We start from the raw sequence: 12,936 nt of genomic DNA, 5'->3' as shown, positions 1-12,936 counted from the left end.
GGTTTCAATGGAACAACACCGTACTGGATGTATGGGGATGCTGCATGAGTTCGGAAGAAAGAGGAATTTGTGTCCGCCATTGCAAAGCTTGCTGGTCGAACACCGGTCCTTGGGTGAGAAGATGAGTCAACTTGCCCATTTGGCAAAAGAACTGAAGCGGTCTCCAGCCCCCGTTAGCGGCCAAATGCTCAAGGAACTTTACGAGTTGGGTTCCGCGTTTCGGACGGAACTGGATCAGCACTCCCGGCGTGAGGAAGAAGGATTGTTTCCCATGATGGTGACTTACATTGGACGGGAAATGGGACCGATGGCCGTAATGGAACATGAACATCGTGAAGCAAAAGTAAACATTGAGCTGTTTCTACATGTATTTGAAAAAGTGAAGCTTGCTGAACATGATGAAATAACAGCTGCCCTGACCCATTTGCAAAAGGCTGTGGAACTATTAATTCAACATTTCTTTAAAGAAGAAAATGTGTTGTTCCCGATGGCCGAACAATTATTAAGTCATGAAGAGAAAGAGCGGTTACAGGAAATGCTTCAGCGACTTTAACGAGAGCACAGCAGATTGCAATTTACGTTTTCCCCTCTTCCCGCCACGCGACGGGGGCTGTCCCATGGTCCACATGAACCATTTGAGACAGCCCCCGTTTCATTTTATCCGAAGTGATTTCTCTTGAGGATTTACTTCCTGTTTGATGTCAGAGCATCACGATCGATGGCTTGAGGCGGCTGCTCCAACCAACCATGGCTGATCAAGATATTCGCTCCATCCTCCACATAATTTCCAACTTCCACAAGCAAACGACCATATTTTGCAAGCACATCATGTCTTGCACACATAGAGATTGCATTGCCATAAGCTCGAATTCGGACCGCATACATATCCAGCTTGTGAAATAGCATCAATCGATCCGAAAAGGGGGAAACAGTGGACGTTGTCACTAACTGGTCAATGATGGGAGGAGCTGTTAACCCATCTTCTTGCATGATCGTGCTGAACGTATCGTAATGTTTGGTGGCTATTTCGAGCCCGCGCCGAAAGTATGCCTTTGACTGATTGGATTTCGCTACTTGACTAAAGCCAATTAAAACCGCTTTGCTTGTCGCGTTGTTTTCAATGTTATCGTAAAGATGCGTAATCTCCAGCGCTTGCAGCGGTCTGACTCGACCAAAAAAGCCATGGGAATAGCTGTGTTTGTCGATAAAATCCACCGTTTCAGGATAAGGAATATAAGGTGGCTTGACCATGAGGCCCTTTTTTATCAATACCGTATTTACCAAATTAATGAGTTTGACTGTCTGGTCTATACAATTCGTAAAGAACTGCCGAATATCAGTTCTTGTTACCAACGGAATTGCGATTCCATACAGGCTGATTCCCGCTTTCGCAACATATTTCAAGTAGTGAAGGTAAAAGTCATCTTCAAATAGTCTCGGCGCCGTTATATCGACATCCTCTTTCGTGAATCCTACGGGAATCGGGTATTTTTCTTGAGTAAAAATCTCTTTCAGCGATTTAATAAATTGCCCGGACAAATGCAATGCATTCTGCAGCACCATCTTGATTTCTTTATCCTCAACGTGATTCGCCATATAACTCAACACGCAAACCGACATGGTATTCCCGATATATGTAGCCCAAAGCTTCCCTTGCTCGGCGGACGTTAATTTATCATGCTCAGCTTGAGTAGATGTACCGGTTTGCACATCCTGTATGGTTTCCATAACGAACTCCTCCGTTCAGCGAATGTAATCTTGTCAAATTTTTGCCAATCAAAAGCCGAAATATGTTGCCTGTTTATGGATGGGGCGTTTGGGGTAATTTGTTTTTAAACATAAACTGCAAAAATTTGCCTGCGAGTAAACCGAGAAAACATAGCAGGAGCGGCAACCATACAGGACCCAAAAGCACGCCAAAAATCCGAAAATTGGGAGAATACATAATCCCTATTGTTGCGAAAAAGGCTGTGAAGGCAAAGGGAAAAACCGAGTAAGGGGGAATATCAGCTGAAAAGGTATCGCGGTACGCATCATAAATCGCGAACATATACACGCACGGGTAAAACATCAGCCATTGATAATCCGTTAATCGAATTGCTAATGAGGGATCACCTTGAAAACTTGCGATGATGATCTGGTTTAAATGGGATTTTTGATTGATAATGAATTCAAGGCCAAGCAAAGTCAGGCCTTTTAAAAACTTTCCGTTTAATAGTTGACCAAATCCAGGTAGAGCAATACTCCACAATATTTTTTCTATTGCTGCACTCTTTCTCAATTTTTCCTTCCCTTCCCTTGACTAAATGAAGTATTCTCCATGTGACCATTTTTATGCTTTCCCTTGTTGTTAGAATGGCAAAATGGCTGTGTTTTAAAACGGGGAGGCAGTCAGAGGCAGTCACCTATATTTGGCTGGCCGGAGCAGTGAAAAGCGAATCGGCTGCAACAGAAAAGCAGCTTGCCTCCATGGAGGAAATCCCCGGGGATTCGAGGGCATTTCCAAGAGGGTGGAGGAGCTGCAGACATGGATAAGAACATTCGCGGTGCAAAACATTCAAGAGTCTTCTTGCTGTTCCGTTGCTTTTAGAAGTGATTCAAGATCAAAGCATTTTTGAAAAAGCTCCAATAGCAAAGGTTCAACAGCTTTCGTAAATAGACCTGCTGCCTTGGACGTGGAAAAGGCAGCGGAGTACAGAATCTCTTTTCTTGTTTCACCAGGAGTAAAAAAGAAATGCACTCCGCCCACTTCCTTCCCTTCATCTAACGTTTCAACGTACGCATCGTCCTCAAGCTTTTGGTAATCATCATTGAGGCTATGCAGATCCGCGCAGTGCAAGGAAAAAGTCTCCGCTTTAAAATTGGTGATCGCAAATGACACACTGCCTTCATCATCTCTGTTGTCCACGAATACAACCTGTGAAGCAAATGCTTCAATCGTTGGCTTGTACTTGTTGCAAACATCCTCAAACAAATGAAAAAGCTTGTCAGCTTGATCGATCCATTTATTATTTATTTGTGCTTTTTTTACTTCCTTTTGCTTGATTTGTTTGTAATTTTCCACCTGGTCGTCCACAAAGGCTTCAAAAATCGTTCCTTTCGCTATTTCTTTTAGCTCATCCAACCTTTCCAGCACCTTTCAACACCATCCATTAGTAAAGTGGGCGAGAGCGGTTCAAATACGTCCAGGGCTGTCCCTTTTCGCATGGGTACAGCCCTTCCTATTTTGCGACGCGCCAAAAAAAGTAGCATAGGGGTTTTCTGGAAGCATGTGCGAGCGAGTGCAATGAGCCGGATTGGGGATGATATAGCAAAAAGGGAAAAGGAGCATGCAGATGCGGTCCATGTGGAAAGGCAGTATCAGCTTTGGCCTTGTGAACATCCCGGTGTCGTTGTATAAGGCTACAGAAGATCATAAAACGAGTTTTCGCTCCTTGCACGAGGAATGCAAGCATCCAATCCAGTACAAGAAATGGTGCCCGGTATGCGATCGGGAGATTCAACAATCCGAGGTCATTCGCGGGTATGAGTACGCTCCTGGTAACTATGTCATCATCACGGACGATGACCTGGATGAGCTGCCGTTGCCGACATTGCGCACCATCGAAATTTTGCACTTCACAGATAAAGAGAATATCGACCCCATTTACTACGAAAAATCGTACTACCTAGGCCCGGGAGAATATGGCGGAAAACCGTATAAGCTGCTGCATGACGCAATGGATCAAACAGGCAAAGTAGCCGTTGCAAAAGTGGCTTTTCGGACAAGTGAGCATTTGTCGGTGATTCGGTTACATGAAAACTGTCTGCTCATGAATATCATCCATTATCCGGCCGAAGTGCGCTCCGTTCAAGGCGTACCTGGCATCGAAGGGATCGCGGGAATCGAGGTCAGCAGCACGGAGCTGGAAATGGCCACAAAATTGATTCAAGAAATCAGCAAGAACTTCACCGGCGATTATAAAAGCAATTACGAGGAAGCGCTCAAGACATTGATCGAGGCGAAGGTGCAGAAGCAAGAAATCGAACAACCTGAATCGACTGCACGCATGAATAATGTCATTGATCTCATGGAAGCTCTCCAAAAAAGTCTAAACGTTGCGGAGGATAAGCGGACGGAAGCCCCAATGATCACCGGTAGAAAGCAGCCGGTTGTTACAGCACCGACCGAAATCGAAAGCGGCACCAACGTTTTATCGCCGACGCCGAAACGCAGAAAGCGTAAAGTGGAGTGAAAAACGGGGCTGGCTGCAAGCGGAGAGTGAATGGTATCTCATCGACCCGATGCTTCCGCAGGAGCTGTTGCCCGGTGACTGGAAAGGAAAAAAGATACTTCAGGAGTTCGCGGGGTGTATGGAAACACTAGCAAACGCCATTCCCCAGGATACGTTTTATTCGAAGTTTACGAGATGAACCCAGGTCAAACTTTTTCATTAAACGGAATAACATAGTTGGAAACTTTTCTTTCCGTTCGGCAACAATTCGTTCCACTTGCTTCCCGTTACTCGCGAAACGCCTCATCAACTTCCAGCTTTATCCTCTGGCACACATCATGCATGAATACGCTTTCAAAACGAATTCATGAGGTGATTCTTGCATGAAGAACAACCCGACCATAAACATGCCGAAACAGCAGGGACGATCCACGACGGCGATCCATGCCGGCTATCATGCCGATCCGCAAACGGGCGCATTGGCCACACCGATTTATCAAACCTCGACGTTTGTTTTTTCTTCCACGGAAGAAGGGGCGAGACGATTTGCCGGGGAAGAAGCAGGCTACATCTACTCGCGACTGGGAAATCCGACGGTCACTGTCCTGGAAGAGAAAATCGCGGCTTTGGAACAGGCGGAAGCGGGTCTTGCTTTTGCATCGGGAATGGCGGCTGTTTCCGCTGTTCTCATGGCACTGGTGAAAACGGGCGACCATATTCTCGGCACGAAAGGATTGTACGGCTGCACCTATGGATTGCTGAATCTCATGAAAGACCGCTTTCAGGTCGATTACTCCCTCTGCAACATGACCGATGAGGATTCCATTCGCCAGATGCTGAAGCCAACGACCCGCGTGATGTATGTGGAAACCCCGATTAACCCGACCATGGAGCTAGTCGACCTGCAGCTGGTCGCAAAAATTGCCAAAGAGGTTGGCGCTTGTGTCGTCGTGGATAACACGTTTATGTCGCCTTATTTACAGCGGCCGATCGAGCAGGGCTGTGACATTGTCATCCATAGCGCGACCAAGTTTATCGGCGGGCATGGGGATGTGATTGCCGGTGTCGCTGCCGGTCCGAAAGCAATCATGGACACGATTCGCATGACCTCCCAGAAAGATATCGGGGGGATTCTGGCGCCATTTGATGCGTATTTGTTGATTCGCGGGTTGAAGACGCTCGGTGTGCGCATGGATCGTCATTGCGAAAACGGCCAGAAGGTGGCTGAGTTTTTGCACAATCATCCGAAAGTGGCAATCGTGCATTACCCTGGTTTGCCCCAGTTTCCCCAATACGAATTGGCGTGCAGGCAAATGGACGGCTTCGGGGGCTTGCTCGCTTTCGAACTGAAAGGCGGCTTGGAAGCGGGGATTCGCATGATGAACAATGTGCGCTTGTGCAAACGAGCCGTCAGCCTCGGCGATGTGGACTCGCTCATTCAGCACCCTGCTTCGATGACTCACTCGGTCATCCCTCCTGAAGAGCGAGCGAAGATGGGGATATCGGATGGACTGATTCGTTTGTCCGTCGGGATCGAGGACGTGGAAGATATTTTGGATGATTTGGAAACGGCTCTTTCTTTCGCTTAATCAAGGCCAGCCCGTGTGTTCATTCCACACCGGGCTTTTTTCTATGATGGGCAACCGCAATTCCGCCAAATAGCTTGGCGCAGCCAGGTTTTCTCTTTATGATGAAACCAGAGGATAGAACGGGTGAGGTGGATTGCGTTGACGGGAATTACCTTGGAGATCAAAGGCGTGAACCGGGTGGGAATTACCCATGAGGTAATCGCATGCCTTGCCGCCAACCAGCTTGACATCATCGGAATGGAAGTAAAGCCCCACTATATTTATGTGAAAATCCCCCCGGTATCTGCGGAACAGATCAAGACAATCGTGGGCATGATCAAACAGGTGAAGGGCATCGAACAGGCCAAGACGATTCCCTCTCTCCCGGCAGAAGAACGTGAAAATCGCATCCATACGATCTTGACGACCGTTTCGGAAGGGATTCTTTTGTTGGACGGCCAGCTGCGCGTCACCACGATCAATCGGGCTGCCCAGGCGATGCTGACGATGGAGCCTGCACAGCTTTTGCATCAATCCATCGAAAAATTGTGGGGGGAACAAACGAGCGAAATCAAGCGCTGTCTGGACGAAGGGCTTGAACTGCCCAGCGTTCAAGTGAGTCTCTTGACAGGGCAAAAAAAACGCATGACCTACATCTGCAGCTACCATCCCATCATCCCCGCTGAAAACAGCGAGCGCCAAGGTGTCGTGGTTGTGCTTCGAGACAACAAGCAGATCCAGGAATGGCTGTCCACCGTTCAGCGGAATGATTGGTTTTCTTTTGATGAAATCGTTCAACAGAGCGACAATATGCGAAAGTGCATTGAGACTGCAAAACGCGTTGCCAAAAGCGAAGCAACCGTCTTTTTGCAAGGAGAGAGCGGGACAGGAAAAGAGCTGTTTGCCAGAGCGATTCATTTTGAAAGCAATCGTGCTGCCGGCCCTTTTGTCCCGATTAACTGTGCGGCCATTCCTGATGCCTTGTTGGAAAGCGAGCTTTTCGGGTATGAGCCGGGTGCGTTTACAGGGGCGTTAAAAGGCGGAAAGTCAGGGCTGTTTGAAGTTGCCCAAGGCGGAACGCTTTTTCTGGATGAAATCGGCGACATTCCGCTTCATCTGCAAGCAAAGCTCCTGCGTGTTTTAGAAGAAAGAAAAGTCCGTAGAGTGGGCGGGAGCAAAGCGCTGCCGATCGATGTCAGAATCATTGCCGCGACCAATCGAAATTTGGCTGACATGACGAGCAAAGGGCTTTTTCGCGAGGATTTATATTATCGCTTGCACGTCATTCCGATCGTCATTCCTCCGCTGCGCGAGCGAAAAAGCGACATCCCGATGCTGGCTCAATTTTTCATCCAAAAAGTATGCCGAGCGACGAACCAACCGATGCTCTCCCTCGCTCATTCTGCCATTCGCGCCCTGCAAGCTCATCATTGGCCAGGCAACGTGCGCGAACTGCAAAACGTGATGGAACGTACGGTGTACCTTTGTCCTGGCAATGACATTCAAGCGCAAAATTTGTATCTGGATATGCAGCAGGATTCGCCGGAGGAGGATTCGCGATCTCCGCTGCCGTCATCCAGGCTGCTCAAAGACCAAATGGATGCGTATGAAAAAACCTTGTTGATTCGTGCCTTGAAAGAGCATTCCTCGATTCGGCAAGCTGCGGCTTATTTAGGGATCAGCCATACGGCCGTCCTGCAAAAAATGAAAAAGTACGGGCTATCATGAGGACAGTGATTGCGAAGGATTTCTACAAATAGAGAAGAGGCGGGGAAACCGCCTCTTTTTTTGAACCACGTGACCGGGGACATCACAGGGTGCGTTGTTTAAATGATTTGAATACAGCTTTCTTTGCAATAAATCGTCGATCGATCATAAAGGCTACCATCCAGGCGACGAAACATGTCAGAAGGATAAAGCCGTAGGTTGCAAAGGGAAGCGGGCTGCCTTCCAGATGGATGTCATCCGAACGATATTCGAAACGCTTTACACCGTGCGCGGCAGTCAGCAGATCGTCTTGTTTGGCCAAGTCTTCCAACGGTGCTTCAAAAACATAGCGGTTTGGCGCATCGCTGTGAATGAGCAGGGTCTTTTCAGCGTGGCCTGTTTCGCTCCACAGCTTGAGTTCTTCCGCTGCAAGCGTTTTTGCATCGCCGCCTGGCACGATCATTTTATCCAAGCGGGGAGCGTTGGCGATTGAATGCCTTGCCACTACCGTGAGATGATGTTTCGTGACGATCGGTTCTTCCGCGCGCGAAATGGTCAAAATCTGTGTCGTTCCTGTATCCGCGTACGAATCAAAAATCGAGGACAAAGCCAGTTCATCCATGTTTTGATAGAGCATGACACCCATTTGCGTCTTATTCCAGTGGAATGCGCTATTCAGGATGTATGTCGCGAATTTTACATCCACAGTAAACGGATCGACCTTTGGATTCGCAACAAAGTGGTAGGAAGGATAGCTGATTTCTTTCGCAATTTTTGCCGCAACGGGTTCATCAAGTTTCTGGGAGATCAGATGGAGAACGGCATCGAACCCGGCGCTTTGACCGGCTGAAGTTAACGTATTGCCCTCATGCACGTACCGGACGTCTTCCTTCCATTGGGTATCGGCATACAGCTTTCGTAAATCCGGGATTGCCTGCCAGTGCGAGGTCGCTGATTTCCCTTGCAATAAGCCGGCATCGGCAAGATTTCCGGAACCGCCACAGATGCTCAAGAACGTTGTCGTCTGGTTGTTTGCATGCTGCTGAATCCACTTGCGGGTAGGGAGATATTTCGCTTCATTGATGATCGGCATGAAAGGAACCACAATGATGTCAGGACTTTTCCCTACGAGCTGATCCAATTCTTGATAGGTGTAATGCGGCATCACATCGAGCCCGCCGGATAACGACTTCACCTTGTGATCCGGGGCAACGGCGTATACGTTGTACGCATCCGTCATCGAAAAAAGCGTATACGGAATGAGAAAATCGAAATCTTCGGTAGGCATTGTCGTGTCCGCTAAAACGACGGCCACCGTGGGTTTACCCGGATCATAAGGCGGGGCTTTTACCGCCGGGAAAGATGGAACGGGCTCGTGTCGGACATTTAAGTAAAAATCGTTCTGCGTACGCATTAATCCATAATACCCAAGCCCTCCTACAATCAAAAGCAAACTCAATGCGTAAACAGTGAAACGTAATAAAAACCTCTTCATGTTTTTTCCTCCTCGAAACGTGCTTCTGTATATCAGCATAAAACCGAAATCGCCTTGTTACCGCGCAAACGATGCACAGCCCACCGCAAATTTTTGCGGGCTGCGCGCAACGTGGCAGCACGAAGCAGAGAAGGATGACATAATTTGCGTGGATTCCGCATTTATTTGCGTGGTAAAAATGGCGAACTCTTTTATAATGGGCTCAGGCACTGGTGAAACCGACATGCAAAGAAGGGAAAAGGAGAAGATGGATGTTGATGGGCGAAGGAACCGCAAATCGGGAAGTGTACAACGATGAGGCAGAAATGTTCCGAATTGTCGCGGAAAACACTTCGGACACGATTGTCGTCGTCGATAACAGAGGGATCGTTCGTTATGTTTCACCGTCATACGAGTCGCTTACCGGTGGCAGCGTGGAGGAGTATCTTGGGAAGGATGCGTTCGAGGTCGTTCCTCCCGAAGAGAGGGAGCATGTTCGAGCATCGCTTACCCAAGCCGTACAAACAAGAACATCGGTGGATGTGGAGTATCATGTCTACCATGTTCACGGCTATTTGATTGACGTTGAAGCGCGCGTCAAACCGGTTTTGGACGAAAAAGGCAACGTCCAATATGTTGTCGCTGTCGCCAGGGATGTGACCAAACGGAAAACGACAGAGCAATTGCTGCAAAAAATATTGGAAAATGTAAACGCTGCGGTATGGGCGACCGACAAAGATTTTACCCATTATATCTACTGTTCTGACACCATGGAAAAGCTTGGCGGAATTCCGAAAGAGGAACTTTGGAACAATCCGATCCGTGCACATGATCATATCCACCCGGACGATAATGAAATGCTCATGGGGGAAGTGAAGCAGAAGCTTGATAGGGGGATACCGTCCCGCGTTGATTTTCGCTGGACCCACATTCCGAACGAAACCAGATGGGGGCAGATGATTGTCCATCCTTATCGGGACAAGGCGGGTGAGCGGATCGACGGCATCATCCTCGATATTACGGAAAAAAAGCGGGCCGAGATGGCGTTGGAAGAAAGCGAGCAACGGTACAAGTCATTGTTTGAACATAATTTGGATGGCGTTTTTTCGATCGAATTGAAGCATTTTTACTTTATCAACGCCAATCGCTCCTTTGAAAGAATTGCCGGAATCAAGCTCCATGAGCTGACGGATCGATGCTTTATCGGTTTGATTTTTGACGAGGATCACGGAGCGGTGTATGAGACGCTTTTGGAAGTCATGCAGCACGGGCAACCGCGAGATATTGAATGCAGGCTCGCCAATATGCAGCAGGGAGAGAGGATCGTCAGCATCACGTTTGTCCCGATCTTTTTGGCCGGCGAACTGAATGGCATTCATGGAATCATCAAAGATATTACCAAACGCAAGCATGAAGAGCGGGAGTTAATCAAGAGTGAAGAACGATCCAATTTTCTGCAGCAGAGCTTAAATCGATTTTCGAACGACCTGGCGAATGTCATGAAAGTCTCGGAGTTGGAAAACCGGTTGCTAGACGAGGTAAGGGCCGTTCTGCAAGTGCGCCATGCCTCGATTGAAGAGGTGCCAAAGGGCCAGGAGCCTGAACTGGCAAGCGCGAATCACATTCTGGTGAAAATCGGCGAGCAGCAGCACCCCGTGTATTTGCGGGTTGAATTGGACAAACAGCTGCTTAAAATCGAAGAAGAGTGGCTGGAGACTGCCGTTCATTATGTAACGATTCTTTATGATAATCTGCACCGGACCGAGGACCTGATGAAGCGTCTGGAAGTTTTGGTCGCCTCCAATGAAACACCGAAATGGATGCTACGGCTTCTGTTCAAGCTGTCGGAAAAGGAGCGCTCCTCACTCTCCAGCGATTTGCATGACTCGGTTTTGCAAGATTTGATCATTTGGTATCGAAAGTTGGAATCGCTCCGGTCATCCACTGTCTTTGAAAACGAAACAGAGCGTGAGCTGAGCGAAATTGAAGAGGGACTTTTGGATGCGATTCATCAGATCCGCATCACGTGCAATGAGCTGCGGCCGCCATTCCTGCTGAAAATGGGGCTGGTTGAATCGCTGAAAAGCTTATTTTCGTATACGCGCATGTTTGCGAATTTCGAGATTGAGTTTTCAGCTCAGGAGCTGGATTGTCTGCTGGATGAAGAGCAGATTCTCGGGGTTTATCGGATTGTGCAGGAGTTATTGAACAATGCGTCCAAACACTCCCGGGCGACAAAGGTCACGATGGCATTGGCGAAAATCGATGACCATCTCCATTTTTCCTATTCAGACGATGGCGTAGGGGTTGACTTGTCTGCGTTGGAAGGCTCGTTTCAGCATATGGGAATCGCAGGGATCGAGAAAAGGGTGCTCAGTCTGGAAGGGAAAGTCAGGTTTGAGACTGCACCCGGGCAAGGGTTTCATGTACACATCCATTTTCCAAAAAATCAAGCGGAAAGGTGAGCGGGATGGAGGTCTTACTAGTAGACGATCATCGGTCAGTGGTTGAAGGAACCAAAATGCTGATCGAATCAGAGCCGGACATGAATGTTACGGTTGAAACGGATGTTTATTGCGTATTGGATTTGGTTCGGCTGAAGAAATTTGATGTGATTCTGTTCGATTTATATATGCCGAATATCAATGGGGCCGATTTGACGCGAAAAGTGCTTGATTATGTGCCAGATGCAGTCATTTTGATTTATTCGGGATTTGAAATTGCGCCCCATTTCAATTTGCTGATGGAATCGGGCGTGTCCGGTTTTGTTTCCAAAACATCGACCCGGGAGGAACTGATTCAATCCATCCGCTGCGCGGCAAGGAAACAAGCCATCATCCCGATGCGCCTGCTAAGACAATTGAGGCGTCAGGAGGTCATCGTGCAAGGGGAAGCGGATCATGAACCAACAACGATTACCCAGGAGGAAGATCGACTTCTCCGCGAGCTGGCGAAAGGGAAAAGCAACAAGGAGATTTCCAAAACGCTGATGATCAGCCAGCGGTCGTTGGAGTATAACTTGACGGAGCTGTTTCAGAAGCTGCATGTCAGTTCGCGGGTCGATTTGATCAAAAGAGCGAAAAGTCTGGGAATCCTCCCTACGGAGGACTTATATTGACAGGAGAGGGGCCGGTGCATGCCGGCCTCTTCTTTTTGTATAATGAAAACCCCCAGTTCGACTGGGGGTTCCAGAAAGCTTATAGCTATAAGTGGTGATCCTTTGAACTCGATGATACCATGAGAACTGGTCTGCCAACCGCTCACATGAAATCAAGGAGGACAAAGGATGGACAACAGCAGTTTAGCACACACAAAATGGAACTGCAAATACCATATTGTATTTGCTCCAAAATACCGTAGACAAGTAATTTACGGCAAACTAAAACGAGAAATAGGAAAAATCCTTCGGGAACTATGTGAACGAAAAGGAGTAGAAATTGTTGAAGCGGAGGCCTGCGTGGATCATATCCACATGCTGGTAAGCATCCCTCCCAAACTAAGTGTGTCGGAATTCATGGGCTATTTAAAGGGGAAAAGCTCACTTATGATTTTTGATAAGTTTGCAAACATGAAGTATCGATACGGAAGCCGACAATTTTGGTGCAGAGGATACTATGTGGACACGGTAGGTCGAAACAAAAAAGTGATTGAAGAATACATTCGAAACCAAATGGTGGAGGACAAGAATTATGAACAATTAACGATGAAAGAGATGATTGACCCGTTTACGGGTGAGTCGGTAAAAAAGGGCAGGTAAAGTAGCCCTTTTAAGGGCCAGCCTGTGGTAGCACGCGGTTGGCAGACTTTCAGTGCGCCTTGGAGGCGCCCGCTTGCAACATGCCCTTATAGGGCTAATGGAAGCCACCGGCTAAGCCGGTGGTTATGACTTGGGGTTCAAAAGCGCTTTGCGTGATGAGCGCAAATTTTTGCGGAAGAGTGTTCATCCTTTGCGCGTTGGCTGGCGTCACCCTCT

The 12,936-nt window shown here is 48.0% G+C and carries 12 protein-coding genes; 8 read left to right on the top strand and 4 right to left on the bottom strand.

Going from position 1 to position 12,936, the window contains the following annotated elements; all coding sequences use genetic code 11:
- Positions 1 to 7: 7 nt before the first annotated feature.
- Positions 8 to 553, top strand: coding sequence for a hemerythrin domain-containing protein (locus ACTID9_RS23820; RefSeq protein ID WP_441067362.1), 546 nt, complete (start codon positions 8 to 10; stop codon positions 551 to 553).
- Between the two features lie 131 nt (positions 554 to 684).
- Here the strand turns inward: ACTID9_RS23820 and ACTID9_RS23815 are convergent, their stop codons facing one another.
- The 3 genes from ACTID9_RS23815 to ACTID9_RS23805 all read right to left on the bottom strand — a co-directional run bounded on the left by ACTID9_RS23815 (position 685) and on the right by ACTID9_RS23805 (position 3,124).
- Entirely contained in the window at positions 685 to 1,728 is a 1,044-nt protein-coding gene (locus tag ACTID9_RS23815) for a DUF3231 family protein (RefSeq protein ID WP_441067360.1), read from the bottom strand.
- A 73-nt stretch (positions 1,729 to 1,801) separates the two neighbouring features.
- Positions 1,802 to 2,281, bottom strand: a complete 480-nt coding sequence (locus ACTID9_RS23810) for a hypothetical protein (RefSeq protein ID WP_441067358.1) — start codon at positions 2,279 to 2,281, stop codon at positions 1,802 to 1,804.
- 276 nt (positions 2,282 to 2,557) lie between these two features.
- Positions 2,558 to 3,124 (bottom strand): hypothetical protein, encoded by a 567-nt coding sequence (locus ACTID9_RS23805; RefSeq protein ID WP_441067356.1) that lies wholly within the window; start codon positions 3,122 to 3,124, stop codon positions 2,558 to 2,560.
- Positions 3,125 to 3,335: 211 nt separating this feature from the next.
- Between ACTID9_RS23805 and ku the strand changes: the two genes are divergently transcribed.
- The 4 genes from ku to ACTID9_RS23785 all read left to right on the top strand — a co-directional run bounded on the left by ku (position 3,336) and on the right by ACTID9_RS23785 (position 7,510).
- Complete coding sequence (ku, locus tag ACTID9_RS23800) at positions 3,336 to 4,235, top strand: non-homologous end joining protein Ku (protein WP_441067354.1); 900 nt, start codon at positions 3,336 to 3,338, stop codon at positions 4,233 to 4,235.
- A gap of 49 nt (positions 4,236 to 4,284) precedes the next feature.
- Positions 4,285 to 4,413: a hypothetical protein gene (locus ACTID9_RS23795; RefSeq protein ID WP_441067352.1), complete on the top strand. Its 129-nt coding sequence runs from the start codon at positions 4,285 to 4,287 to the stop codon at positions 4,411 to 4,413.
- A gap of 184 nt (positions 4,414 to 4,597) precedes the next feature.
- Positions 4,598 to 5,803 carry a methionine gamma-lyase gene (gene megL / locus ACTID9_RS23790; protein ID WP_441067350.1) on the top strand — a complete coding sequence of 402 codons (1,206 nt, stop codon included), beginning with the start codon at positions 4,598 to 4,600 and terminating at the stop codon, positions 5,801 to 5,803.
- Positions 5,804 to 5,941: 138 nt separating this feature from the next.
- A complete protein-coding gene (locus ACTID9_RS23785) occupies positions 5,942 to 7,510 on the top strand; it encodes a sigma 54-interacting transcriptional regulator (protein ID WP_441067348.1) in 1,569 nt (522 codons plus the stop codon).
- Between the two features lie 82 nt (positions 7,511 to 7,592).
- On the opposite strand, the gene ACTID9_RS23780 is transcribed toward ACTID9_RS23785, so the two are convergent.
- Positions 7,593 to 8,984, bottom strand: coding sequence for a DJ-1/PfpI family protein (locus tag ACTID9_RS23780; RefSeq protein ID WP_441067346.1), 1,392 nt, complete (start codon positions 8,982 to 8,984; stop codon positions 7,593 to 7,595).
- A 251-nt stretch (positions 8,985 to 9,235) separates the two neighbouring features.
- Between ACTID9_RS23780 and ACTID9_RS23775 the strand changes: the two genes are divergently transcribed.
- From ACTID9_RS23775 to tnpA, 3 genes are all read left to right on the top strand, one after another.
- On the top strand, positions 9,236 to 11,428 hold the full coding sequence (locus ACTID9_RS23775; protein ID WP_441067344.1) for a PAS domain S-box protein: 2,193 nt from the start codon (positions 9,236 to 9,238) through the stop codon (positions 11,426 to 11,428).
- Positions 11,429 to 11,433: 5 nt separating this feature from the next.
- Positions 11,434 to 12,081, top strand: a complete 648-nt coding sequence (locus ACTID9_RS23770; protein ID WP_441067342.1) for a response regulator transcription factor — start codon at positions 11,434 to 11,436, stop codon at positions 12,079 to 12,081.
- Positions 12,082 to 12,249: 168 nt separating this feature from the next.
- The gene (gene tnpA / locus ACTID9_RS23765) at positions 12,250 to 12,720 is read left to right on the top strand and encodes an IS200/IS605 family transposase (RefSeq protein WP_441065058.1); all 471 of its coding nucleotides are present in this window, start codon (positions 12,250 to 12,252) and stop codon (positions 12,718 to 12,720) included.
- Positions 12,721 to 12,936 lie beyond the last annotated feature (216 nt).

The organism is Brevibacillus fluminis (assembly GCF_052072235.1).
GTDB lineage: Bacteria > Bacillota > Bacilli > Brevibacillales > Brevibacillaceae > Brevibacillus_D > Brevibacillus_D fluminis_A.
This window is presented reverse-complemented; position numbering and strand designations above follow the sequence as displayed.

What these genes read in the sequence shown, in the direction of transcription:
- ACTID9_RS23820 (WP_441067362.1), top strand. Translation starts at nt 8, where the DNA reads ATGGAACAACACCGTACTGGATGTATGGGGATGCTGCATGAGTTCGGA.
- ACTID9_RS23815 (WP_441067360.1), bottom strand. Translation starts at nt 1,728, where the DNA reads ATGGAAACCATACAGGATGTGCAAACCGGTACATCTACTCAAGCTGAG.
- ku (WP_441067354.1), top strand. Translation starts at nt 3,336, where the DNA reads ATGCGGTCCATGTGGAAAGGCAGTATCAGCTTTGGCCTTGTGAACATC.
- ACTID9_RS23795 (WP_441067352.1), top strand. Translation starts at nt 4,285, where the DNA reads ATGCTTCCGCAGGAGCTGTTGCCCGGTGACTGGAAAGGAAAAAAGATA.
- megL (WP_441067350.1), top strand. Translation starts at nt 4,598, where the DNA reads ATGAAGAACAACCCGACCATAAACATGCCGAAACAGCAGGGACGATCC.
- ACTID9_RS23780 (WP_441067346.1), bottom strand. Translation starts at nt 8,984, where the DNA reads ATGAAGAGGTTTTTATTACGTTTCACTGTTTACGCATTGAGTTTGCTT.
- ACTID9_RS23775 (WP_441067344.1), top strand. Translation starts at nt 9,236, where the DNA reads ATGTTGATGGGCGAAGGAACCGCAAATCGGGAAGTGTACAACGATGAG.
- ACTID9_RS23770 (WP_441067342.1), top strand. Translation starts at nt 11,434, where the DNA reads ATGGAGGTCTTACTAGTAGACGATCATCGGTCAGTGGTTGAAGGAACC.
- tnpA (WP_441065058.1), top strand. Translation starts at nt 12,250, where the DNA reads ATGGACAACAGCAGTTTAGCACACACAAAATGGAACTGCAAATACCAT.